The sequence below is a fragment of the Pantoea sp. S18 genome, from assembly GCF_045689705.1.
GTDB lineage: Bacteria > Pseudomonadota > Gammaproteobacteria > Enterobacterales > Enterobacteriaceae > Pantoea > Pantoea symbiotica.
This window is the reverse complement of record NZ_CP142688.1, coordinates 678,953-702,096: the sequence shown is the minus strand read 5'-3', so window position 1 is coordinate 702,096 and position 23,144 is coordinate 678,953. Positions and strand designations below refer to the sequence as shown.

At 53.9% G+C, this 23,144-nt stretch carries 23 protein-coding genes and 1 other annotated feature; of the genes, 5 read left to right on the top strand and 18 right to left on the bottom strand.

From position 1 onward, the window contains the following. Nucleotides 1-16: 16 nt before the first annotated feature. The 6 genes from nhaA to dnaK all read right to left on the bottom strand — a co-directional run bounded on the left by nhaA (nt 17) and on the right by dnaK (nt 5,739). Nucleotides 17-1,195, bottom strand: a complete 1,179-nt coding sequence (gene nhaA / locus VIJ98_RS03165) for a Na+/H+ antiporter NhaA (protein ID WP_008108662.1) — start codon at nt 1,193-1,195, stop codon at nt 17-19. 112 nt (nt 1,196-1,307) lie between these two features. Beyond that, on the bottom strand, nt 1,308-1,847 hold the full coding sequence (locus tag VIJ98_RS03160) for a hypothetical protein (RefSeq protein WP_323272239.1): 540 nt from the start codon (nt 1,845-1,847) through the stop codon (nt 1,308-1,310). 12 nt (nt 1,848-1,859) lie between these two features. Next, on the bottom strand, nt 1,860-2,072 hold the full coding sequence (locus VIJ98_RS03155; RefSeq protein WP_323272237.1) for a hypothetical protein: 213 nt from the start codon (nt 2,070-2,072) through the stop codon (nt 1,860-1,862). A gap of 21 nt (nt 2,073-2,093) precedes the next feature. Continuing rightward, nucleotides 2,094-2,330, bottom strand: a complete 237-nt coding sequence (locus VIJ98_RS03150; RefSeq protein ID WP_323272236.1) for a hypothetical protein — start codon at nt 2,328-2,330, stop codon at nt 2,094-2,096. 266 nt (nt 2,331-2,596) lie between these two features. Beyond that, nucleotides 2,597-3,730 (bottom strand): molecular chaperone DnaJ, encoded by a 1,134-nt coding sequence (gene dnaJ, locus VIJ98_RS03145; protein ID WP_008108664.1) that lies wholly within the window; start codon nt 3,728-3,730, stop codon nt 2,597-2,599. Between the two features lie 104 nt (nt 3,731-3,834). Next, nucleotides 3,835-5,739 (bottom strand): molecular chaperone DnaK, encoded by a 1,905-nt coding sequence (gene dnaK / locus VIJ98_RS03140; protein ID WP_008108665.1) that lies wholly within the window; start codon nt 5,737-5,739, stop codon nt 3,835-3,837. A 298-nt stretch (nt 5,740-6,037) separates the two neighbouring features. On the opposite strand from dnaK, the gene satP reads away from it, so the two are divergent. Beyond that, entirely contained in the window at nt 6,038-6,598 is a 561-nt protein-coding gene (gene satP, locus VIJ98_RS03135; RefSeq protein ID WP_008108667.1) for an acetate uptake transporter, read from the top strand. 39 nt (nt 6,599-6,637) lie between these two features. Here satP and VIJ98_RS03130 read toward each other — a convergent pair whose 3' ends face one another. From VIJ98_RS03130 to tal, 3 genes are all read right to left on the bottom strand, one after another. After that, the gene (locus tag VIJ98_RS03130; protein WP_061718159.1) at nt 6,638-7,948 is read right to left on the bottom strand and encodes an MFS transporter; all 1,311 of its coding nucleotides are present in this window, start codon (nt 7,946-7,948) and stop codon (nt 6,638-6,640) included. Between the two features lie 110 nt (nt 7,949-8,058). After that, nucleotides 8,059-8,646, bottom strand: coding sequence for a molybdopterin adenylyltransferase (gene mog, locus VIJ98_RS03125; protein ID WP_154154282.1), 588 nt, complete (start codon nt 8,644-8,646; stop codon nt 8,059-8,061). Between the two features lie 119 nt (nt 8,647-8,765). Continuing rightward, a complete protein-coding gene (gene tal / locus VIJ98_RS03120) occupies nt 8,766-9,719 on the bottom strand; it encodes a transaldolase (protein ID WP_061718163.1) in 954 nt (317 codons plus the stop codon). 213 nt (nt 9,720-9,932) lie between these two features. Here tal and yaaA point away from each other — a divergent pair, with 213 nt between their 5' ends. Further along, complete coding sequence (gene yaaA, locus VIJ98_RS03115) at nt 9,933-10,709, top strand: peroxide stress protein YaaA (RefSeq protein ID WP_323272229.1); 777 nt, start codon at nt 9,933-9,935, stop codon at nt 10,707-10,709. Between the two features lie 54 nt (nt 10,710-10,763). Here yaaA and thrC read toward each other — a convergent pair whose 3' ends face one another. The 5 genes from thrC to VIJ98_RS03090 form a co-directional block, all read right to left on the bottom strand. Next, entirely contained in the window at nt 10,764-12,047 is a 1,284-nt protein-coding gene (gene thrC / locus VIJ98_RS03110; RefSeq protein WP_008108676.1) for a threonine synthase, read from the bottom strand. Between the two features lie 3 nt (nt 12,048-12,050). Continuing rightward, nucleotides 12,051-12,980: a homoserine kinase gene (gene thrB / locus VIJ98_RS03105; RefSeq protein WP_008108677.1), complete on the bottom strand. Its 930-nt coding sequence runs from the start codon at nt 12,978-12,980 to the stop codon at nt 12,051-12,053. Between the two features lie 2 nt (nt 12,981-12,982). After that, complete coding sequence (gene thrA, locus VIJ98_RS03100; RefSeq protein ID WP_323272227.1) at nt 12,983-15,445, bottom strand: bifunctional aspartate kinase/homoserine dehydrogenase I; 2,463 nt, start codon at nt 15,443-15,445, stop codon at nt 12,983-12,985. A gap of 26 nt (nt 15,446-15,471) precedes the next feature. Beyond that, nucleotides 15,472-15,594, bottom strand: a sequence feature (Thr leader region). Next, nucleotides 15,530-15,601 (bottom strand): thr operon leader peptide, encoded by a 72-nt coding sequence (gene thrL, locus VIJ98_RS03095; protein ID WP_071531027.1) that lies wholly within the window; start codon nt 15,599-15,601, stop codon nt 15,530-15,532. (Overlaps the previous feature by 65 nt.) A 189-nt stretch (nt 15,602-15,790) precedes the next feature. Continuing rightward, nucleotides 15,791-16,495: a tRNA/rRNA methyltransferase gene (locus VIJ98_RS03090; protein ID WP_323272225.1), complete on the bottom strand. Its 705-nt coding sequence runs from the start codon at nt 16,493-16,495 to the stop codon at nt 15,791-15,793. A 589-nt stretch (nt 16,496-17,084) separates the two neighbouring features. Between VIJ98_RS03090 and arcA the strand changes: the two genes are divergently transcribed. Then, nucleotides 17,085-17,801: a two-component system response regulator ArcA gene (gene arcA, locus VIJ98_RS03085; protein WP_008108686.1), complete on the top strand. Its 717-nt coding sequence runs from the start codon at nt 17,085-17,087 to the stop codon at nt 17,799-17,801. A gap of 46 nt (nt 17,802-17,847) precedes the next feature. Here the strand turns inward: arcA and creA are convergent, their stop codons facing one another. Beyond that, nucleotides 17,848-18,321: a protein CreA gene (creA, locus tag VIJ98_RS03080; RefSeq protein WP_008108688.1), complete on the bottom strand. Its 474-nt coding sequence runs from the start codon at nt 18,319-18,321 to the stop codon at nt 17,848-17,850. A gap of 194 nt (nt 18,322-18,515) precedes the next feature. Here creA and robA point away from each other — a divergent pair, with 194 nt between their 5' ends. Beyond that, a complete protein-coding gene (robA, locus tag VIJ98_RS03075; protein ID WP_008108690.1) occupies nt 18,516-19,394 on the top strand; it encodes an MDR efflux pump AcrAB transcriptional activator RobA in 879 nt (292 codons plus the stop codon). A gap of 96 nt (nt 19,395-19,490) precedes the next feature. On the opposite strand, the gene gpmB is transcribed toward robA, so the two are convergent. After that, entirely contained in the window at nt 19,491-20,138 is a 648-nt protein-coding gene (gene gpmB, locus VIJ98_RS03070; RefSeq protein ID WP_061718168.1) for a 2,3-diphosphoglycerate-dependent phosphoglycerate mutase GpmB, read from the bottom strand. Nucleotides 20,139-20,189: 51 nt separating this feature from the next. On the opposite strand from gpmB, the gene yjjX reads away from it, so the two are divergent. Beyond that, the gene (gene yjjX, locus VIJ98_RS03065) at nt 20,190-20,711 is read left to right on the top strand and encodes an inosine/xanthosine triphosphatase (RefSeq protein ID WP_323272221.1); all 522 of its coding nucleotides are present in this window, start codon (nt 20,190-20,192) and stop codon (nt 20,709-20,711) included. Here yjjX and trpR read toward each other — a convergent pair. Next, nucleotides 20,708-21,031, bottom strand: coding sequence for a trp operon repressor (trpR, locus tag VIJ98_RS03060; RefSeq protein ID WP_008108696.1), 324 nt, complete (start codon nt 21,029-21,031; stop codon nt 20,708-20,710). The genes yjjX and trpR overlap by 4 nt on opposite strands. A 44-nt stretch (nt 21,032-21,075) precedes the next feature. Next, nucleotides 21,076-22,995 carry a murein transglycosylase gene (sltY, locus tag VIJ98_RS03055; protein WP_323272218.1) on the bottom strand — a complete coding sequence of 640 codons (1,920 nt, stop codon included), beginning with the start codon at nt 22,993-22,995 and terminating at the stop codon, nt 21,076-21,078. Nucleotides 22,996-23,144 lie beyond the last annotated feature (149 nt).

The window sequence follows — 23,144 nt, the reverse complement described above, 5'->3', positions numbered from 1 at the left end:
TCGCCTCCTTCCTCTTTTAACGCAGTTTGATGCGCAGCAGCGTGTAGCCAATGACCGCCGAAAGCAGCGAGCCACTGAGAATCCCCAGTTTGGAGAAGGTCACCAGTTGCTCGTGGGCGGCATCAAACGCCAGCGAACTAATAAAGATCGACATAGTGAAGCCGATACCGCATAGCACACCAATCGCCATGATATCGCGTATGGTGGTGCCTCCCGGTAGCACCGCCAGCCGCCACTTGACTGCCAGCCAGCAGAACAGCGTGATGCCCAACGGTTTACCAATCAGCAAGCCGAGAATGATGCCCAGCGGCTCTGGCGACAGCGCATCCATAAAGGTAATACCGGTCAGCGAAATACCGGCGTTAGCGAAAGCGAACAGCGGCAGAATCAGCCAGTTGACCCACGGCATCAAACCATGCGCCAGATGCTCGGCCGGAGAATGGCCGTTCTTCTCTTCCAGCGGCACGAAGAAGCCAACAATCACGCCCGCCAGCGTTGCGTGGACGCCAGACTTGAGCACCGCCGTCCACAGCACAATACCGACCAACATATAGATGGCAATATTACGTACGCCACAGCGATTAAGAATCGCCAACAGCACAATCGCACCGGCGGCCACGCTCAATGACAACACCGAAAGATCGCTGGTATAGAACAGCGCGATGATCACAATAGCGCCAAGATCATCAATAATCGCCAGGGCCATCAGGAACACTTTCAGCGCAGTCGGTACGCGACTGCCCAGCAACGCCAACACGCCCAAAGCGAAAGCAATATCGGTGGCGGTAGGAATCGCCCAGCCGTTACGCGCAATAGGATCGCCGTGGTTGAAGAACAGGAAAATCAGTCCTGGCACCACCATACCGCCAATTGCCGCGATGACCGGGAAAATGGCGCGATCGCGACTGGCGAGCTCGCCAGTAATCAGCTCGCGTTTCACTTCCAAACCAATCACCAGGAAAAACAGCGCCATCATGGCATCGTTAATCCACAGCAGCAGGTTTTTGCTGATGTCTAATGCGCCAAAGCGAATCTGCACCGGCTCAGCAAGAAACGATTGATAACCTTGAGCGGTTTCTGCGCTGTTCGCCAAAATCATCGCCGCAACGGCCGCCAGAATCAGCACCATGCCGTTACTGGCGTCACTGGCGATAAAGCTTTTCAGCAAGCTTCGAATAGAACGGGATTTGTTCACAACTCCTCCTGAGTAGAGACATTTAGGCTGAGAAGTGTAGCGATTCAGACACCTCGTTAAAAGCAGCTTATGTCTCGTTAATTGCTCGGTAATACCGATGCATAATCACCTCTTAATGGAATAAGTCCAAATGCAGGTAAAAATAAAGCATATACCAAGCGGCATAAGCCACCAGCAAATACAGGGCAAGCGCCACCAGAAACGCTAATGTGGTACCGCATGCGGTGCGGCAGAGTGGCACCTTGCGCGGCGTGAACAGGACGGCAATCAATGGAATGATAAATAAGAAATGGCCAATGAAATCGATCATACCGAACGGAATAACGGCGGCGATGACAAAGAACGCCATCAAGCCAATACCAGCATAACCCGCTGCACGACCACTAAAGATATGCCAGGCACAGCAAAACTCCACAAAGCCTGCCGCACGGACGAAGAATTCCCAGTCCATGCCCATCGCCAGATAACTATGCTCTTCTAACAGATGGTAAAAGAGATCGGGTTGCATGAATTTTTCAATTGCACCCCACAAGAATGAATATGCCAGCGTAAAACGTACTAATTCAATGGTTAGGCCACGTACTTTATCGCCGCCTAAGGTTTGCATGATCAGATAGACACCGGTGCCAATAAACACCAGATAATCCAGCATATGGAAGGTGCCTTATAATTGGGTGGCGTAGCTGTAAAGGAATAAGATACCATCGCCAGCAATTAAACTTGTACGACGGTGAAAAGCGGTCAGAGCAATTAGCGCATGTACATAACGCATCGCCGGATTTTCAACCACTAATTCTGGCGTCAGAATAATATGTGGAAAGCTTAGCGTCAGCGTTAAAAAGAATGCTGAAGTACCATAACGCATTATGGCCGGCACGCAATTCTCCAGCAGCGTTAATTATGGTTGCCATTCGGGTACATCAACTGGCGATGCCAGTTTACGATCCAGCACCGAGGTTAGAAATATAACAATCGTTGCAAGGGCCAGCAGCCCCATAAACTCCATAGACTGCAGCATATTCAATAGTGAAGCTGGGCGATTCTCGGTGTTGTAATCGACAAACCATTTAACATGCGCAGCGGCAGTTAAAGGCAACAACGACATGAGAATGAAAACTTCCCGTATATAAAACATGATTACTCCAATCAATTAACTTAATATTCACAAGCATCCCTGATGCCGCCATTGCAAATAAATGCACTTATGACCGCCGAGAGATCAATTTAGATATATAGATTGAAGTAGTATTCAAGCCTTGAATTTGAAAGTAAAACCAATAAATAGATTTCACACATCTTTAATGATTATTAAGATGGGCTTAACGGATTTTAATATCATTAATAATGAATATAAAAAAAGCGGAGAGTTTCCTCTCCGCTTTTTATACATCTAAGACGGGATTAACGCGTTAAATCGTCAAAGAACTTCTTCACACCGTCGAGGAAGCTTTTGGAGCGCGGGCTATTTTTCTCGCCGCTTGGGCCACCAAAACTCTCTTCCAGTTCACGCAGCAGCGCTTTCTGTTTGTCGTTGAGGCTGACTGGCGTTTCCACCACTACACGACACAGCAAATCACCTACCGCACCGCCACGCACTGATTTCACGCCTTTACCGCGCATGCGGAAGAGCTTGCCGGTTTGCGTTTCAGAAGGCACTTTCAGGTTCACGCGGCCATCAAGCGTTGGCACTTCAATCTCGCCACCCAATGCTGCCATCGCGAAGTTAATCGGCACTTCGCAATACAGGTTGTTATCTTCACGCTCGAAGATCGGGTGTTTTTTCACCGAAACCTGAACGTACAAATCGCCCGCTGGTGCGCCGTGTTCGCCCGCTTCACCTTCGCCGGTCAGACGAATGCGATCGCCGGTATCCACGCCTGCAGGAATTTTCACCGACAGGGTTTTACTGCGCTCAACGCGACCGTGACCATGACATGCATTGCATGGGTCTTTGATCACTGAACCACGACCGTGACAGGTCGGACACGCCTGCTGCACGGTGAAGAAGCCCTGACGCATCTGCACCTGACCAGCACCATGACAGGTATGACAGGTCTGCGGTTTGGTTCCCGCTTTCGCGCCGCTGCCGTGGCAGACATCGCACTCTTCCAGAGTTGGAATGCGGATCTCTTTGGTCACGCCGCGTACCGCTTCTTCCAGCGTTAGCTCCATGTTGTAGCGTAAATCGGCGCCACGTGAGGCACGCTGACGGCGGCCACCACCAAAAATATCGCCAAAGACGTCGCCAAAGATATCGCTGAAGTCAGCACCGCCGCCGCCGAAGCCGCCACCACCGCCCATGCCACCTTGTTCAAAGGCTGCATGACCATATTGGTCGTAGGCCGCACGCTTCTGTGCGTCGGTCAGAATTTCGTAGGCTTCCTTAATTTCTTTAAACTTCGCTTCGGCTTCTTTATTGTCCGGATTACGGTCCGGATGGTATTTCATCGCCAGGCGCTTATAAGCCTTTTTGATTTCACGCTCATCTGCGGATTTAGAGACGCCTAAGATCTCGTATAAATCACTCTTAGCCATATTTGTTCTGCCCTTAACATGATCGCACGGGCGTGGAGAGATCTCCTACGCCCGTGCTGGTTTCAACGGCTGTCAGGCCAGCCGTCGCGCCCGGTCAGGGGCAATTATTTTTTGTCTTTAACTTCTTCGAACTCAGCGTCGACAACGTCGTCATCTTTCTGTGCAGTTGCATCGCCTGCATCAGCTGCCTGACCCTGCTGCTGTGCCAGCTCCATCAGTTTGCTGGACACTTCCATCAATGCCTGCATTTTGGCTTCGATGTCCGCTTTGTCTTCGCCTTTCAGCGCGGTGTTCAGCTCGGTCAACGCCGCTTCAATTGGCGCTTTGTCTTCTGCAGACAGTTTGTCGCCTGCTTCGTCCAGCTGCTTACGGGTGCTGTGCGAAATCTGATCGCCCTGGTTACGGGTCTGAACCAGCTCTTCGAACTTACGGTCAGACTCGGCGTTCGCTTCCGCGTCACGCACCATTTTTTCGATCTCTTCTTCGTTCAGACCAGAAGACGCCTTGATGGTGATCTTCTGCTCTTTACCGCTGTTTTTGTCTTTCGCCGACACGTGCAGGATACCATCCGCATCGATATCGAAGGTCACTTCGATTTGCGGCATGCCGCGCGGTGCAGACTGAATACCGTCGAGGTTGAACTGGCCCAGTGATTTGTTATCGCCTGAACGCTTACGCTCACCCTGCAGCACGTGAATGGTCACGGCAGACTGGTTATCTTCAGCAGTCGAGAACACCTGGCTGTGCTTGGTTGGGATGGTGGTGTTCTTGCTGATCAGCGAAGTCATAACGCCGCCCATGGTTTCGATACCCAGCGACAGCGGGGTAACGTCCAGCAGCAGAACGTCTTTCACTTCACCTGCCAACACACCGCCCTGAACCGCAGCACCAACGGCTACCGCTTCGTCCGGGTTCACGTCTTTACGTGGCTCTTTACCGAAGAACTCAGTCACTTTGGCCTGAACCATTGGCATACGCGTTTGACCGCCCACCAGGATCACGTCGTTGATGTCTGAAACAGACAGACCCGCATCCTGCAGAGCCACTTTCAGCGGCTCGATTGAGCGAGATACCAAATCTTCAACCAGAGATTCCAGCTTCGCACGCGTTACTTTGATGTTCAGGTGCTTAGGACCGGTCGCATCCGCCGTGATGTACGGCAGGTTAACGTCGGTCTGCTGCGCTGAAGAGAGCTCGATTTTGGCTTTCTCTGCCGCTTCTTTCAGACGCTGCATCGCCAGCGGATCGTTGTGCAGATCGATGCCCTGATCTTTCTTAAATTCGGCCACCAGATAGTTAATCAGACGGCTATCGAAGTCTTCACCACCCAGATGGGTATCACCGTTGGTTGCCAGAACTTCAAAGGTTTTCTCGCCATCAACTTCATCGATCTCAATGATTGAGATATCGAAAGTACCGCCGCCCAGGTCGTATACCGCGATGGTGCGGTTGCCCTGACCTTTATCCAGACCGTAAGCCAGTGCTGCTGCGGTTGGTTCGTTGATGATACGTTTTACTTCCAGACCTGCGATACGGCCGGCGTCTTTGGTCGCCTGACGCTGCGCATCGTTGAAGTAAGCTGGAACGGTAATAACCGCTTCAGTTACAGCTTCACCGAGGAAATCTTCCGCGGTTTTCTTCATCTTTTTCAGCACTTCGGCCGAGATCTGTGGTGGTGCCATTTTCTGGCCCTTCACATCAATCCATGCGTCGCCGTTATCCGCGCCGATGATTTTGTAAGGCATGATTTTAATATCACGCTGTACTTCTTCGTCCTGGAAGCGACGGCCAATCAGGCGCTTAATCGCAAACAGAGTATTCTGCGGGTTGGTCACAGACTGACGTTTAGCCGGTGAACCAACCAGAGTTTCGCCATCCTGTGCATACGCAATGATCGACGGCGTGGTGCGGTCGCCTTCGGCGTTTTCCAGCACGCGCGCTTTACCACCATCCATAACTGCAACACATGAGTTGGTTGTACCCAAGTCAATACCAATAATCTTACCCATCTAAACATCTCCCACTTAAATTCTTTGCCAATTAGGGTTGTGAAACAGAGATGCGGTCAAACTGACCACTTTCAACTGCTGAAGCAGGCTTTTTTTGCTGCCTCACAACGCTCGATGACAAGTAAATGGGGCCGGTTCGATGCGCATCAAGGGTTAAAACTAAAAAAAATTTCATTCTCTGGTCGATTCAGATCAAAGTTGACCAAAATGAGGCCGCTTATTATGCAGCGCCTCGTGGCCTCAGCGGTTTGCGCGGGTAAAACACTAACAACATCTTCAACGCTGCTTCTGAGGAATTATGAGCAACACCACGCTGGCGAATCCCGCCCCGTTGGGCCTGATGGGATTCGGTATGACCACCATCCTGCTCAACTTACACAACACTGGCCTGTTTGCGATGGATGTGATCATCCTGGCGATGGGTATTTTCTACGGCGGCATCGCGCAAATTTTTGCCGGGCTGCTGGAGTATAAGAAAGGCAACACCTTCGGGCTGACCGCCTTTACCTCTTACGGCAGCTTCTGGTTAACGTTGGTGGCGATTCTGCTGCTGCCGAAACTTGGACTGGCAGAGGCAGCCGACGGCCACTTCCTTGGCGCCTATCTCGCGCTGTGGGGCGTGTTCACCGCGTTCCTGTTCTTCGGCACGCTGAAGTCGCCGAAAATGCTGCAGTTCATCTTCGCCAGTCTGACGCTGCTGTTTGCGCTGCTGGCCATCGGCCATCTGACCGATAACGCGGGGCTGCTGCGCTTTGCTGGCTGGATTGGCATTATTTGCGGATCGAGCGCGTTCTATCTGGCGATGGGCGAAGTGCTGAACGAAAAATTTGGCCGCACGGTATTGCCGATTGGCGAGTAAGAAAAGAAAAAGCGGAGCTGTTTGGCTCCGCTTTTTGCCTTATGACGAGTGCAGCGACATATCCAACTGCGCATGCTGCTGACGGCTATCGCGCCACAGCCAAATGCCCACCATAAAGCCAATCACCGCCAGCGCCAGCACATACCAGGCCGGTGCCATTGGCGTCAGGCTCATCATCAGCGTCACGCTAATTGGCGTCAGGCCACCAAAAATCGCGTAAGCAACATTGTAAGAGAACGAGATGCCGGTAAAGCGCACCGCCGCCGGGAACGCGCGCACCATCACAAACGGCACCACGCCTACCACGCCAACGCTTAGGCCCGCTAAGCCATACCAGACAAACAGCATTTCCGGCGTGCTGCCCAGTTGATGGAAGAAGTTCCAGCTGCCGATCGCCAGCAATAATGAGCCGACCATCAGCGATCGCGCCGCACCAAAGCGATCCACCAGCCATCCGGCGATAACGCAACCCAGCAGCAGCATAATGGTGGCGAAGCTGTTGGCTTGCAGACTGAGCGCTGCAGGAATGCCGTGCTGTTTCTGCATCAGCGTTGGCGCCATCAAAATCACCACCACGATGCAGGCTGACAGCAGCCAGGTGAGCAGCATCGAAATCACAATGCCGCGCTTATGACTGGCGAGGATGGTTTGCAGCGGCATTTTTTCTGCCAGCGCTTTGCGCTGCTGCATCTGCTGGAACACCGGCGTTTCATGCAGCCAGCGACGTAGATACATCGCCAGCAGGCCAAACACCCCGCCGAGGAAGAAAGGAATGCGCCAGCCGTGATCGCGAATCGCAGCAGGCGATAGCGTGGTGTTCAGCACCGTTGCCACCAGTGAACCGAGCAGAATGCCTGCGGTTAAGCCCGCCGTCAGCGTGCCGCAGGCAAAACCGATGCGTTTCTCGGGCACATGTTCGGCGACAAACACCCACGCGCCTGGCACTTCACCGCCAATAGCCGCGCCTTGCAGCACGCGCATCAGCAGCATCAACAACGGCGCAGCGATGCCGATGCTGGCATAAGTGGGCAATGCACCCATTGCTAACGTCGGCAGCGCCATCAGCAGAATACTGAGGCTGAACATCTTCTTACGCCCTACTTTGTCACCAAAGTGCGCCATGATGATGCCGCCCAACGGACGCGCCAGATAACCGGCAGCAAAGATGGCGAAGGTCTGCACCTGACGCAGCCATTCAGGGATGTCAGGCGGGAAGAACAGCTCTCCGATCACAGCGGCAAAGAAGACGAAGATAATGAAGTCGTAGAATTCCAGCGCCCCACCAAGGGCGGCCAGCGACAGGGTTTTGTAATCCTGTCCGTTGAGTCGACGCGTTGCGTGCGTATCCATAATCCAGCGGTATCCAGAGGCAAAACAACTTATGTAAAGATTGAATTACTATACCGTCAATATTTTGCCACACCAGTGCCGCTGGATTTTATGCCTGAAAATGCCGATTTTTAGTCATTTGTCTCACGACGGGCGCTTTTCGGGCGAAAAGCTGCTACCACATCGGCATGTGTTTCCACATAGGGCCCTTCCAGCAGCTGTAAACAATAAGGTACAGCTGCAAAAATCCCTGGCACTTTCACCGTTCCATCTTCCGCTTTCAACCCTTCCAGCGTCTCTTTAATCGATTTCGGCTGTCCCGGCAGATTAAGGATCAGCGACTGCTTACGAATCACGCCAACCTGACGCGACAAAATGGCGGTCGGCACAAATTGCAGGCTGATTTGACGCATCTGCTCGCCGAAGCCCGGCATTTCACGGTCGGCGACCGCCAGCGTGGCATCCGGCGTCACATCACGTCGCGCCGGTCCGGTACCACCAGTGGTGAGCACCAGGTTACAGAACAGCTCATCGACCAGCTCGCAGATCGCCTGCTCAATCATGGGTTGTTCATCCGGCACTAAACGCGTTTCGATTTCAAACGGCGTAGCCAGCGCGGCGGCGAGCCAGCTCTCTAACGCCGGAATGCCCTGATCCTGATAGATGCCGTTAGCAGCACGATCGGAAACGGAAATTAATCCAATTCGTAAAGTATCCATAGAGTTATCGCTGTGGTTGGCTGCAAGGCAGCAAATGACGTGGGAAGTAAAAGGATAATACAGGAAGCGGGGGAAAAACGTAAAACCGTGGCAGCCTGTCGCCGCCACGGCCTGGCACCTTACAGCAGTTCGGCGATCATCTTCTCAAGTTTGCCCTGATCGATGGCAAAGTTGCGGATACCTTCAGCCAGTTTGGTAACGGCCATTGGATCCTGGTTGTGCTGCCAGAAGAACTCAGCTTCGGTCATCTTCGCTGGACGCGCTTTCACTTCGCCGGTGTAGCTCAGTTTACGCTCAACGGTACCTTCGCTCTCAGCCAGCTCTTTCAGCAGGCCCGGAGAGATGGTCAGACGATCGCAGCCCGCAAGCTCAATGATTTCGCCAACGTTACGGAAGCTCGCGCCCATCACCACGGTTTCATAGCCGTGTTGCTTGTAGTAGTTGTAGATTTCAGCCACAGACACCACGCCTGGATCTTCGTGTGCTGCGTACTCTTTTTTATCGGTGTTCTGCTTGTACCAGTCGAGGATACGGCCAACGAATGGAGAGATCAGGAACACGCCGGCTTCGGCACACGCACGCGCCTGCGCGAAGGAGAACAGCAGCGTCAGGTTACAGTTGATGCCTTCTTTTTCCAGCTGCTCAGCAGCACGGATACCCTGCCAGGTTGACGCCAGTTTGATCAGGATACGGTCATTGCTAATGCCAGCATCGTTGTACAATTTGATCAGGCTACGCGCTTTAGCGATGCTCGCTTCAGTGTCGTAGGAGAGACGCGCATCCACTTCAGTCGAGATGCGACCTGGGATCAGTTTGAGAATTTCCAGACCAATGTTGACGGCCAGCTTGTCAGATACCAGCGCCAGTTGTTCTTCTTTATTGCTGCTCTGCTGACGCGCCCAGGTAATGGCTTCGTCAATCAGTTTGCGGTATTCAGGGATTTGAGCGGCGTTGAGAATCAAAGAAGGGTTGGTGGTCGCATCTTGCGGCTGGTAAAGCTTCATTGCCGCGATATCACCGGTGTCGGCGACCACAGTAGTCAGCTGACGCAAGGAAGTAAGTTTGTCCGTCATGGTTCTCTTTCTCTTAGGTTGACTGTCAGGGTGTAAAAGGCTGTTGCGATAATATCACGCACAAGTGACGGCGCAACACCACGAAGTGCCCTTTACGATAGCGCTAACAAATGGGAGCGATTTGCCGATCCATGCCGCTTTTTTGCTACACTCCTTGCGACATTTTTCCCTTCAATTCCCTGATAAACCTGCGGGTCAAAGAGGACGTACACGATGCTGATGGTTATCTCGCCAGCGAAGACACTGGACTATGAAAGCCCGCTGGCGACACAACGTTTTACCCAACCGGCGCTGTTAGAAAAATCACACCAATTAATTGACGTTGCGCGCGATCTTTCACCGTCACAGATCAGCTCACTGATGGGCATCAGCGACAAGCTGGCGCACCTGAATGCCGATCGTTTTAACCAATGGCAGCCGCCCTTCTCGCTGGAGAACGCGCGTCAGGCAATTCTGGCGTTCAAAGGCGATGTGTATACCGGTTTGCAGGCCGAAACCTTTAGCGACAACGATTTTGATTTTGCCCAGCAGCATCTACGCATGTTGTCCGGGTTATACGGTCTGCTGCGTCCGCTCGATTTGATGCAACCTTATCGTCTGGAGATGGGCATTAAACTGGCGAATCCGGCCGCTAAAGATCTCTACGGCTTCTGGGGCGATTTGCTGACCGAGAAGTTAAACGAAGCGATTGCGGAGCAAGGCGACGACGTGCTGATCAATCTGGCATCCGATGAGTATTTCAAAGCCATCAAGCCGAAGAAACTCAACGCCGAATTGATCAAGCCTGTGTTCCTGGATGAGAAGAATGGCAAGTTTAAAGTCATCAGCTTCTACGCCAAGAAAGCGCGCGGATTGATGAGCCGCTATGTGATTCAGAACCGCCTGACCAAGCCAGCGCAGCTGAAGAAGTTCGATGTGGATGGGTATTTCTTTGACGCGGCAGAAAGCAAAGATAATGAGCTGGTGTTTAAGCGCCGCGAACAGAAATAAGCAAGCCGCCATGATGGCGGCTTGATCGAGGTCGCCATGAATGGCGACCCTACATTACTTCAACAAAAACGCGCGCAGTTCCGCGAAATCGCCTTTCAGATTGTGCGACAGCAGCGGCAAATCGGCGCGCTCGGCCAGCTCTTTCGGCAGCGGCAGATCCTGACCTAAAATCTCGTCCACGCTCTCTTTGAACTTCGCCGGATGCGCAGTCCCGAGGAACAGGCCATATTCGCCCTCCTGCAGGTTGTCGCGCAGCAGTCGATAAGCAATCGCCGCATGCGGTTCAGAGATGTAGCCAATCTCAGCCAGCTCGCGCATGGTGGATTTGGTGGTTTCATCCGTTACAGCGCCGTACGCCAGATCGGTCAAACGCCAGGTTTTGCGGCGGAACAGCTCTTCCACGCGCGGCCAGTTATTTGGCTGGCTGACATCCATGGCGTTCGACAGCGTTGCAACCGTGGCGTTTGGCTGCCATGCACCGTTGCCGAGGAAGCGTGGCACGGTATCGTTAGCATTGGTCGCAGCGATAAAGCGCTTGATTGGCAGACCCAATGATTTCGCCAGCAGGCCAGCCGTTAAGTCACCGAAGTTTCCGCTCGGCACCGACACCACCAGCTGATTGCGCTTCTCTTGTGGCAGCTGCGCTACCGCTTCGAAGTAGTAGCAAATCTGCGCCAGCAGACGGCTGATGTTGATGGAGTTCGCCGAGTTCAGGCCAATCGCCTTCTTCAGCTCTTCATCATCAAACGCTTGTTTCACCAATGCCTGGCATGCATCGAAATCGCCTTCAACCGCGATGGTTTCGATGTTGCCGCCCAGCGTACAGAACAGTTTCTCCTGCAGCGGGCTGATTTTGCCCTGCGGATAGAGAATCACCACGCGCACGTTTTCCATGCCGTAGAAGGCATGCGCCACCGCTGCGCCGGTATCGCCGGACGTGGCGGTCAGAATGGTGATCTGCTCATCCGCACCGCTCACATAGGAGAGCATCTGCGCCATAAAGCGGCCGCCGAAATCTTTGAACGCCAGCGTTGGACCGTGGAACAGCTCGAGGCAAGCCACATCATCGCTGACCTTCGCCACTGGCGCCGGGAAAGCAAAGGCGTTTTTCACGCGCTCGGCCAACTGATGCGCCGCAATTTCATCGCCAATATAGGCAGAGAGAATTTTGCTGCTGCGGCTGACGAAATCCATCTCCAGCATGGCATCGATATCGGTTAGTTCGAATTCCGGCAGTTCGAGCGGGAAAAACAGCCCTTGCTGCGAGCCGAGGCCCTGTTTAACGGCCTGAGCAAAACTAACCTGCTCGTTGTGATCCTTAAGGTTGTAGAGTTTCATGCGTTATCCCAATTTACGTGCGCCAGCCGTATCAAGACGGCAGATGTGGACGAAACCTTCTTCATTCTGCAGATAGTGCTGGCTCAGCCAGTCCGCCATCCGCTGTGCCGTTGCCATCTCGTTGCAAACGGCGAAAAGTGTCGGGCCGGAACCCGAAATGCCGCAGGCCAGCGCGCCAATATCCTGCGCCGCTTTACGCGCATCGGCGAAGCCTGGCAGCAGTTTGGTGCGATACGGCTCAGCGATAACATCCTGCATAAGTTTAGCCGCAAGCCCAGGCTGACGCGTATGACAGGCGTGAATAAAGCCCGCCAGCAGGCGACCGTGCTTAATGGCATCCTCTTTACGGTACTGTGCCGGCAGAATGGCGCGCGCTTCGGCGGTGGAGACTTTAATCCCCGGGTACGCCATCACCCACAGCCATTCATCAAAGCACGGCACGTCCTGACTGATGATGCCGTTCTCTTCAATCATCAGCTGCACGCCGCCAAGGAAGCACGGTGCAACGTTATCAAAGTGTACGCTGCCGGAAATACGCCCTTCCAGCTCGCCCATCAGCGCCAGCAGTTCGGTATCGTTGAGCGGTTTACCGCAAAATTCGTTCATCGCCATCAAACCGGCAACCACCGAACAGGCGCTTGAACCGAGTCCGGAACCGATCGGCATATTCTTTTCCAGCGTCATCGCCACCGGAACTTGCTTACCAATCGCCTGGCAAAAACGCTCCCAGCACTGATAAACGATGTTCTCCTGCGGATTGGTTGGCAATTTGCTGACAAAGCGCCCGGAGTTCACCAGACTAAAGCTGTCGGCGGCTTCGACGGAAACGCAGTCACCCAACAAGGTACCATCCACCGGCGAAACCGCCGCGCCAAGCACATCAAAGCCGACGCTGACGTTACCTATCGAGGCCGGTGCATAAATTTTTACCATCATCAAACTCCCAACTTCCACGACAGCGTACGCAGCAGGTCAGCAAACACGCCTGCTGCTGTGACATCATTCCCTGCACCATATCCACGCAGAACCAGCGGGATTGGCTGATAGTAGCGGCTGTAGAATGCCAGCGCATTCTCACCGTTTTTCACTTTGTACAGCGGATCGTTGCCGTCCACCGCATCAATCTTCACTTTGCAGACGCCGCCCTCTTCAATCGCGCCGACGAAGCGTAATACTTTACCTTCGTCACGCGCTTTGGCAACGCGCGCGGCAAAGGCGTTATCCAGTTCCGGCAGACGTTCCATAAACTGCTCAACGTCGGCGATCTTGGTCAGGCTGTCAGGCAGCAGCGGTTCGATTTCGATATCGCTGAGTTCCAGCTGATGCCCCGCTTCACGTGCCAGAATCAGCAGCTTACGCGCTACATCGGTGCCAGAAAGATCGTCACGCGGATCCGGCTCGGTAAAGCCCATCTCGCGCGCCATTTTGGTCGCTTCCGACAGTGAAACGCCTTCATCAAGCTTGCCGAAGATAAAGGAGAGCGAGCCTGACAGAATACCGGAGAACTTGATCAGTTCATCACCGGCATTCATCAGGTTTTGCAGGTTTTCGATCACCGGCAAACCGGCGCCAACGTTGGTGTCGTAAAGGAATTTACGGCGCGATTTCGCTGCCGCTGCACGCATCTGCTGGTAGTAATTCCACGACGAGGTGTTGGCCTTTTTGTTCGGCGTGACGACGTGGAAACCTTCGGCGAGGAAATCGGCATACTGATCGGCGACCGCCTGGCTGGAAGTACAATCGACGATCACCGGGTTCAGCAGATGATACTCCTTCACCAAACGCATCAGGCGACCGAGATTGAACGGCTCTTTGGCTTCGTTCAGTTCTGCCTTCCAGTTGCTGAGATCGATACCGTGCACGTTGGTTAACAGCGCACGCGAGTTAGCGATACCACACACACGCAGATCGATATGCTTCTGTTTCAGCCATGTCTGCTGGCGATGCAGCTGATCCAGCAATGCCGCGCCGACACCGCCAACGCCAACCACGAACACTTCGATTACCTGATCGGTGGCAAACAGCATCTGATGCACCACCCGCACGCCGGTAGTGACTTCGTCGTTGCTCACTACCACCGAGATGGAACGCTCAGAAGAACCCTGCGCAATCGCCACGATGTTGATATTGGCACGCGCCAGCGCCGAGAAGAATTTGGCCGAGATGCCGCGCAGTGTGCGCATGCCATCGCCGACCACCGAGATCACCGCCAGCTGTTCCAGCACGTCCAGCGGATCGAGTAAGCCATCTTTCAACTCCAGATAGAACTCCTCTTCCAGCACGCGACGCGCACGCGCCTGCTCGCTTTGCGGTACGCAGAAGCTGATGCTGTATTCTGAAGAGGATTGGGTAATCAGCACCACTGAAATACCGGTGCGTGACATCGCCGCGAAAACGCGCGCCGCCATGCCAACCATACCTTTCATGCCCGGACCTGACACGTTGAACATCGCCATGTTATTCAGGTTGGTGATGCCTTTAACCGGATTTTCATCCAGCTCGCCTTCGCCACCGATTAAGGTGCCCGGCGCTTGTGGGTTAGCAGTGTTTTTGATCAGGCAAGGAATCTGGAACTGGGCGATGGGTGCGATGGTACGCGGATGCAGCACTTTGGCGCCAAAGTAAGAGAGCTCCATCGCTTCCTGATATGACATCGATTTCAGTAAGCGCGCATCGGGTACCTGACGCGGGTCGCAGGTATAAACGCCGTCAACATCGGTCCAGATTTCACAACAGTCAGCGCGCAAACACGCAGCCAACACCGCAGCGGAATAGTCAGAGCCGTTACGGCCCAGCACCACCAGTTCGCCTTTCTCGTTACCGGCGGTGAAACCGGCCATCAGGATAAAGTGATCGGCTGGGATCTGGCTGGCGGCGATGCGGCGCGTGGATTCGGCGATATCAACGGTGGATTCGAGGTAATGACCAATCGCTAGCAGCTTCTCCACCGGATCGATCACGGTGACTTTGTGGCCGCGCGCCTGCAGCAGCGCTTCCATAATGGCAATCGACAGCTTCTCGCCACGGCAGATGATGGCAGCATTAACGGCGTCCGGGCATTGGCCCAGCAGGCTGATGCCATGCAGCACCTGTTTCAGCTGCGCAAACTCCAGCTCAACGCGGGTTTTCAGTCCGTCGTAATCAAAGCCCGGCTGCGCGTCACGCAAGCCTTGCAGCAGGTCGGCAAAAATACGTTCGGCATCGCTGATATTCGGCAATGTATCCAGGCCGCTGATGGTTTTCTCAATCATCGCCACCAGATGATTGGTAATTTTTGCTGGTGCAGAGAGTACGGTCGCAACCTGTCCCTGTTGTGCATTGCTTTCCAGAATGTCCGCCACACGGAGAAAACGTTCCGCATTGGCTACTGAGGTTCCGCCGAATTTCAGCACTCGCATAGTTAAAGCTCTCCTGAATTTTTGCCGAAAAAAAAGCCCGCACTGTTTAGGTGCGGGCTTTTTTCTTTGTTTTTCCTGTATGCGTCAGCCCGCACCGTTACCTGTGGTAATGGTGGTGGTAATAATAATTGTGGTGTTCAGGCTGAGTTTACGCATTTAGATTTTTTTCTGTCTGTCTTTGTCTTGTCCGTCTGCCTTCCAGAAGTAAAGCAAAGCGCACGTTAAGTCAACGAATTTGTCTTAGCCGCGCAATCCCTGGCGCTGCGCAGTGCTGCGCTTGCTGAAGCAAAAATTATTGCGATCGTTCAGGAGATGCGGCGGATTCCCGCATCAGTCACTAGCAACTCAGGATTTATCCGAGCAATTATCTATAAGTTTTTTTTCTACGTCATGTAACAAGCGATGCAGCATGGCGCTGTCACGCTGTTCCAGCAGGCCAATACGCTGATCGATCCAGTCGGCCATTTTGACGTCATCTCTGACATCCAGCTTAACCAGCAACTGGTGGAAGCGCTGGCGCAATGCCTGCAACTGCAGCTCATTCGCCACTTCCGCGGTTTCAGCCGCTATCTGATTGAGCGCTGACAGTTGATAGCAATATACCATCACCGCCTGACCGAGATTCAGCGACGGATAATCATTGGCCATCGGAATGCCGGTCAACAGATCGACCTGCTCCAGCTCCTCATTGGTTAAACCGCTGTCTTCACGGCCAAACACCAGCGCGATGCGGCTCAGCCATTGGCGCTTCTCCTGCAGGATGTTTTCAACCTGCGCAGGCGTGGCGTAATAGCGGAATTTCGCACGGCTGCGCGCGGTGGTCGCCACGGAAAAATCGACATCCTTTAGCGCCTCGCTCAGCGTGGCGTAGGTTTTGACGTTATCGAGGATCTCACCGGCGCCGTGCGCCACGCGGCGTGCTGCCGGATCTTGCCAGGCATCGCTGGCGACAATGCGCAGCTCGCTAAAACCCATGGTTTTCATAGCGCGGGCAGCCGCACCGATATTTTCCGGACGGGCGGGAGAGACAAGGATTAAGGGGAAATGCATGATTTTTCCATCGAACTGTTAACAACTCGCATTATGTTGGCATGCAGGAGAGAAAATACCAACTGCGGCTAGCAGAGAAAATAAGATGTTAATGATGTTAAAAGAGGGATAAATCCAGCTGTAGTGGAAATTAGCAGGCATAAGCAAAATTATATGACTTATTTAATATAAAACCCTTTTCTTTCATATCATTGAAATATAATTTCCTGCGTGTTTTAGTTTTGGTTGTATAAGGGATAAATGTAGCAAAAATGCTGCATTTTGTGAGCTAAACTAGCAATCCTGGAGAAGTTTTTCATAAAAGTGTTAACGTGCTACACTTGCATTTGATATAAGTCAACGAAGCGTTGTTTTTATGCTTATCGGTTGTTGTTGGTGCTGTTAGGTTGCTGTTAATACGGTTAGGATGAGCGCCTGTCCGATATCCTCGGGGCGTGCAAATATCCATCCTGACTGGCTGAGCTAACACTGAAGTTGACGTAGATGGATGGTGTATTCCGAAGATTATTTCGTATACCGGTTGCAGCAAAATAGCGTAACCGACGTACGCCCTGTTTTCGATTTGTTGGCAAATTTTAGGTAGCGAAACATGCAGACCCCGCACATTCTTATCGTTGAAGACGAACTGGTCACGCGTAACACCCTCAAAAGTATCTTTGAGGCAGAAGGTTACGTGGTCTATGAAGCCACCGACGGCGCCGAGATGCATCAGGTTTTGACGGAAAATGACGTCAACCTGGTGATTATGGATATCAACCTGCCAGGTAAAAACGGTTTGCTGCTGGCACGCGAACTGCGTGAGCAAGCAAACGTCGCGCTGATGTTCCTGACCGGCCGTGATAATGAAGTGGATAAAATCCTCGGTCTGGAAATCGGTGCCGATGATTACATCACCAAACCGTTCAACCCGCGTGAATTGACGATTCGTGCACGCAACTTGCTGTCGCGTACCATGAATCTGGCGATGCCAAGCGAAGAGCGCCGTACCGTTGAAAGCTATCGCTTTAATGGCTGGGAGCTGGATATCAACAGCCGCTCACTGATCAGCCCGAACGGCGACCAGTACAAGCTGCCGCGCAGTGAATTCCGCGCCATGCTGCACTTCTGTGAGAATCCAGGCAAAATTCAAACGCGTGGTGACTTGCTGAAAAAGATGACCGGCCGCGAGCTGAAGCCGCATGACCGTACCGTGGATGTCACCATCCGCCGCATCCGTAAGCATTTCGAATCCACGCCAGACACGCCTGAAATCATCGCCACTATTCACGGCGAAGGTTACCGCTTCTGCGGCGAACTGCAGGATTAAGAGTTGAAAGAAAAAACGCCCGTCAGGGCGTTTTTTTATGTCTGCATTAATGCCACGGCATAATCGGCACGGCGCTCAGCGCATTCTTCGGCGATCCATCCACTACTTTGTCGGAATAGCTTAGGTACACCAGCGCATGGCGTTTCTGGTCAAAGAAGCGCACCACCTGCAGCTTCTTGAACACCAGCGATGTGCGTTTCCTGAACACCACTTCACCTTGCGCCTTGCCTTGTGCGATTTTATCGCTAAGCTCTACCGGCCCAACCTGTTGGCAGGAAATGGCCGAGTCGGACGTATCTTCCGCCAAACCCAATCCGCCTTTGATCCCGCCGGTTTTTGCCCGGCTGATATAACAGGTTACATTTTTTACGTCCGGGTCATCGAAGGCTTCCACCACGATCTTATGATCGGGGCCAAACATCTTGAATACCGTGTCTACCGAGCCGATCTCTTCGGCCTGAACGCCAGCACTGAATACATATGTTGCCAACGTGATTATAAGAATACGAGCTATTGTCATTGAGTTACCATTGCCAATCGAATAGATGAGAATGTAATGTACTGTCAATCGAACACAGAACCAAACCTAAACGGGTTTTAACCCGCATTGACTTAGCACACTCGATTAGCAAACCGCCCCCACGCTTTTGTGCATTTCGTGCTATTATTCGACGACTTCATAGTTGCGCCACCAGAGAGTTATGAGGATGTTTTATGGACCAAGCCGGTATCATTCGCGATTTGCTTGTCTGGCTGGAGAGCCATCTGGATCAACCGCTTTCATTAGATAACGTTGCGCAGAAAGCAGGCTATTCCAAGTGGCATCTGCAGCGGATGTTCAAGGAAGTAACCAGCCACGCGATTGGTGCGTATATTCGCGCGCGTCGGCTGTCGAAAGCCGCGGTGGCGCTACGCCTGACCAGCCGCCCCATCCTCGACATCGCACTACAATATCGCTTCGATTCGCAGCAGACGTTTACCCGTGCGTTTAAAAAGCAGTTCAACCAAACGCCCGCCTGGTATCGTCGCTCATCGGAGTGGAACTCGTTTGGCATTCGCCCACCGATTCGTCTCGACGATAACAGCATTCCGGAAGCGCAGTTTGTTACGCTGCCTGAAACGGTGCTGGTCGGCCAAACGCAGAGTTACTCCTGCACGCTGGAGCAGATTTCCAGCTATCGCGATGAGATGCGCATGCATTTCTGGAAGCAGTTCCTGCTGGAAACCGACACGGTGCCGCCGGTGCTGTATGGTCTGCATCAGGTGCGTGCCAGCCATGAAAAGGATGATGAGCAGGAGATTCTCTACACCACTGCGGTGCCCGCCGACCAGCTGGCAAAAAGCATGCAGTCGAATCAGAGCGTAGTGCTGGAAGCAGGAGATTACGTGCAGTTCACCTACAACGGTGCGCGCAGCGCGCTGGGTGAATTCATCCTGCTGCTGTACGGCACCTGCATGCCGACGCTGGGATTAGTGCGTCGTCAGGGACAGGATATCGAGCGTTTCTTCACGCACGGTGGTAAGAAGCGTAGCGAGCCGCCAACGGAAATCCGCTGCGAATACCTGATTCCGATTCGCCCGCAGAACCATTAATCGTCGTAGGGTCGCCATTCATGGCGACCTTAGCGCAGAACTGCATGATTTCGTAGGGTCGCCATTCATGGCGACCTCTTTATTTACAACGTCCGATCAGCGCTGCAACTCATCCAGCGCAGGCGCATCCAGATGCGACACATCGCCCGCCGTCTCAACCACCCAACCGGCCGCCAGCCACGCGCTCTGCTGATGATCCACACGTGAAATCGAGCAGTTACGCAGACGCAAACGACGTTCCGCATGCGCAGGCAAACCGAGAATGGTGCTAACCAGCACGCCCAGCGCCATACCGTGACTGACAATCAGCGGACGGCTACCTGCAGGCAGCTCGAGCAGCGCATTCAGCGCTTCGTGCATACGCGCGGCCATTTCCGCCATCGATTCGCCACCCGGAATACGTCCAGCGGTGGTGCCATCCACCAGCGTTTTGCGCCAGTTTTCCTCTTCTTCGGTCAAGCCGTCGAGTGGACGTTGTTCCAGGCAGCCCATATTCAACTCGCGCAGCCGCGCATCGAGCGTAACGGTGCAGCCACACGCGTCGGCGATAATCTCTGCCGTACGACGCGTACGTCCCAAATCACTGGCAATCACGTGAGTAATGCCCAGCGATTTCACCCGCTCGCCCACCTGATGTGCCTGCTGCTCACCTTTTTCCGTTAACGGGCTGTCAGACTGCCCCTGAATGCGTCGGGCCGCATTCCATACCGTTTCACCGTGACGAACAAGATAGACCTGTAGCATGCTTAATTTCCGTTATACTGCGACAAATTTGCCTCGAGGGTTCAAACAATTATGTACCATGTTGTCGCAGCCACCATCAACCCGGCAAAAATTCGCGCGATTGCTCAGGCGTTCAACGACGTTTTCGGCGAAGGATCCTGCCACATCGAAGGGGTTGAGGTCGAGAGCGGCGTCGCAGCCCAGCCACTTAGTGATGTTGAAACGCGAACTGGCGCACGCCAGCGGGTAGAGAACGCGCTTCAGGCGCGTCCACAGGCCGATTACTGGGTGGCGATTGAAGCGGGTATTGAAGGCGATTGCGCCTTTGCGTGGATGGTGATTGAAAACGCGCAGCAGCGCGGTGAATCACGTTCGGCCAGCTTTACGCTGCCGCCGATCGTCGTGGCAGGCTTAGCTGCCGGGCATGAATTGGGTGATGAGATGGCACGCTTAACCGGCGTGGAGAATATCAAACACAAAGGCGGCGCGATTGGAGCCTTAACCCACGGCCTGCTGAGCCGCTCCAGCGTCTACCATCAGGCGTTGATTCTGGCGCTGTGTCCGTTCACGCATCAGCTCTACAGCCAGCGTTAATCGCGGCCAAGACGCGCTTCCAGCCAGCGTTTTAGCTCTGGCGGCGCCTCTTTCAGGCTGTTAGAGCCACGCGTAATGGTGGCGATGCCCACGCCCAACTCATTCTTCAGTTCACGCTGGCTCATCTCGCCACTCATCAACTCTTCAATAATGCGCAAACGCGTCCCGTAGGATTCACGTTCATCCGGCGTCATCATCAGTTGTAATAACGGCAGCGCCACGCCATCGGCAAAAGCGTTTTGCATCAGTTCGATAAAACGCAGCCAGTTATCTTCAACAGGCTGAGCCGATTCCGGCTGGGAAGAAAGGGGTTGGCTCATGAAGGGCTTCCGTACTCATTAACGAGTACGGAAGCATAGCACAGTCAATACTGGCGATTCCACTCACTGTCGGCGAGAATCTTGTCCGGCTTGCCCATGAAGTAGCGGTAATAGGCATCGTAGGCCAGCACGTTTTTCACGTAGCCACGCGTTTCTGAGAACGGAATGGTTTCGATAAACGCCACCGCATCCAGATTACCGCCGCTGGTTTTCTGCCAACTGCGCACGCGTCCCGGACCGGCATTATAGGCGGCCGTAGAGAAGATGCGGTTCTGACCAAACTGCTGATAGACGTACTCCAGATACTGTGTCCCGATCTGAATATTGGTCTGCGGATCCAGCAGCTGGCTGCTGTTCACATAGCCGGGAATGTTATACATCTTCACGGTATGCGTCGCCGTGCCAGGCATCACCTGCATTAATCCGCTGGCGCCCACCGGTGAACGCGCTTTCGGGTTCCACGCGCTCTCCTGACGCGAAATCGCCATCGCATAACTTTGCGGAATGCCTTTGTCGCTGGTGTATTGCTGATAAAGGTTTTGCCACGCCAGCGGGAAGCGCTCTTTCAGGCTATCCCACATTTTCGCGGTGATGGTGGCCTGCACGCTGAGATCCCACCAATCCTGCTCGTTGGCGTAACGCGCCAGCATCTGCTGCTGCGAACGGGTTTTGCTGGAGATCAGATTGGCCCATTCACTGCGCGCCAGGTTATCCAATCCCCAATACATCAGCTCACGCACGCGCGCCATTTCCGCACCTTGCGTCACGCTGCTGTCAGCTGCCGGTGCCTGATCGACCTGCAACGGATACTCCACGCCCAAACGCTGCGCCGCGACCATCGGATAGAAGCCGCGCGCCTGCATCAGCTTACGCAGAATATCGTTGGCTTCCTCTTTGCGGCCTTGCGAAATCAGCAGATCGGCCTGCCAGTATTGCCACTCATCTTTCTCTTTGGCTTCCACCGGCAAACGCGCGATCCAGGTATTGAGACCACGACGATCGTTCTGGCTCAGCGCCAAACGCACGCGACGCTCCACCAGCGCGGTGGATTCGCTGTTCATCACCACCGCATCACGCCAGCGCGCCTGCTCGCTGGTGAGATCCGCGCCCATCATGCGCCACACCACGGTCTCTTTCAGATCCTGCTCATCGGCCTGGCTCATCTTCTGCGCCTGCACCAGCTGCGGGATCATCATGCGTGCATTGTCCATATCCTCACGCGCCACGCGGGCGAAAGCGTAGCTGGTCGCCATGCGGGTGAAATCGGTTGGCCCCATGGTGCTGGCAAAGCTGGTGACGGTTTGCGGATTCTGCTGCAGCGCAATCAGCGCGCTGGCGGTGGTTTGATAATCCGCCGGCAGCATTTTCGCCAGGTAATTCACCAGGCTGTCGTTACCGGCTTTCATCGCCAGACGAATGCGCTCGAGGATGGTGATCGGCGAGAGTTGTCCGCTGGCCTGCCATACCGAGAACAGCTTGTCGCAGTCGTTGGGTAACGCGGTGCCGCGCAGCCAAATCTCTTTCGCACCGGCAAATGCCGCCTGCTGCTGGCCGGTGGCCCACTTGGCGTAATACCAGTTACAGCGCGCCTGCACCGGCTTGGGTTCCTCCGGGCTGAAGCTGAGCACGCCCTGCCAATCCTGACGGTTCGCCAGCACATTCACAAAGCGCGTTGAGAGCGAGCGCGCCGGTGGCAGCGTGGGATATTGTTGAATAAAGTTCTTCACCGCCAGCGGCGTCTCTTGATCGAGATCCTGCGCCAGCAGGCGATATTGCAGATATGGGTAGAGCGGATAATCCTGCAGCGTCGGCATCAGCTGCGTCACCTGGTCCATCTGTTTGTTATCCCAGGCTTGCTTGATTTGCGCATAGCGCTGTCGCTGCTGATCCAGCGAATCGGCCCATACGCTGCTGGCCGTGCTGACCAGACAGATCCCTAGCATCCAGTAACGCCACTTCTCCATTACGCTCTCCTCTCAGTGCTGCGATCCAGCTCATGCCAGACATCCTTCATGCTAACCAGGCCAACCGGCTCTTGCCATGTTCTTCACAAAATTTACGCTCGCGCACCGCCATTGCGCAGCCTTTGCGCCGCCGTTGTGCAATTTATCAT

Bases quoted from the DNA above. Each gene is read 5' to 3' on its own strand.
- dnaK (WP_008108665.1), bottom strand. From the start codon at position 5,739: ATGGGTAAGATTATTGGTATTGACTTGGGTACAACCAACTCATGTGTT.
- thrA (WP_323272227.1), bottom strand. From the start codon at position 15,445: ATGCGAGTGCTGAAATTCGGCGGAACCTCAGTAGCCAATGCGGAACGT.
- satP (WP_008108667.1), top strand. From the start codon at position 6,038: ATGAGCAACACCACGCTGGCGAATCCCGCCCCGTTGGGCCTGATGGGA.
- dnaJ (WP_008108664.1), bottom strand. From the start codon at position 3,730: ATGGCTAAGAGTGATTTATACGAGATCTTAGGCGTCTCTAAATCCGCA.
- VIJ98_RS03130 (WP_061718159.1), bottom strand. From the start codon at position 7,948: ATGGATACGCACGCAACGCGTCGACTCAACGGACAGGATTACAAAACC.
- creA (WP_008108688.1), bottom strand. From the start codon at position 18,321: ATGACAATAGCTCGTATTCTTATAATCACGTTGGCAACATATGTATTC.
- thrB (WP_008108677.1), bottom strand. From the start codon at position 12,980: ATGGTAAAAATTTATGCACCGGCCTCGATAGGTAACGTCAGCGTCGGC.
- robA (WP_008108690.1), top strand. From the start codon at position 18,516: ATGGACCAAGCCGGTATCATTCGCGATTTGCTTGTCTGGCTGGAGAGC.
- tal (WP_061718163.1), bottom strand. From the start codon at position 9,719: ATGACGGACAAACTTACTTCCTTGCGTCAGCTGACTACTGTGGTCGCC.
- VIJ98_RS03160 (WP_323272239.1), bottom strand. From the start codon at position 1,847: ATGCTGGATTATCTGGTGTTTATTGGCACCGGTGTCTATCTGATCATG.
- VIJ98_RS03150 (WP_323272236.1), bottom strand. From the start codon at position 2,330: ATGTTTTATATACGGGAAGTTTTCATTCTCATGTCGTTGTTGCCTTTA.
- yjjX (WP_323272221.1), top strand. From the start codon at position 20,190: ATGTACCATGTTGTCGCAGCCACCATCAACCCGGCAAAAATTCGCGCG.
- gpmB (WP_061718168.1), bottom strand. From the start codon at position 20,138: ATGCTACAGGTCTATCTTGTTCGTCACGGTGAAACGGTATGGAATGCG.
- mog (WP_154154282.1), bottom strand. From the start codon at position 8,646: ATGGATACTTTACGAATTGGATTAATTTCCGTTTCCGATCGTGCTGCT.
- trpR (WP_008108696.1), bottom strand. From the start codon at position 21,031: ATGAGCCAACCCCTTTCTTCCCAGCCGGAATCGGCTCAGCCTGTTGAA.
- VIJ98_RS03090 (WP_323272225.1), bottom strand. From the start codon at position 16,495: ATGCATTTCCCCTTAATCCTTGTCTCTCCCGCCCGTCCGGAAAATATC.
- arcA (WP_008108686.1), top strand. From the start codon at position 17,085: ATGCAGACCCCGCACATTCTTATCGTTGAAGACGAACTGGTCACGCGT.
- yaaA (WP_323272229.1), top strand. From the start codon at position 9,933: ATGCTGATGGTTATCTCGCCAGCGAAGACACTGGACTATGAAAGCCCG.
- sltY (WP_323272218.1), bottom strand. From the start codon at position 22,995: ATGGAGAAGTGGCGTTACTGGATGCTAGGGATCTGTCTGGTCAGCACG.
- thrC (WP_008108676.1), bottom strand. From the start codon at position 12,047: ATGAAACTCTACAACCTTAAGGATCACAACGAGCAGGTTAGTTTTGCT.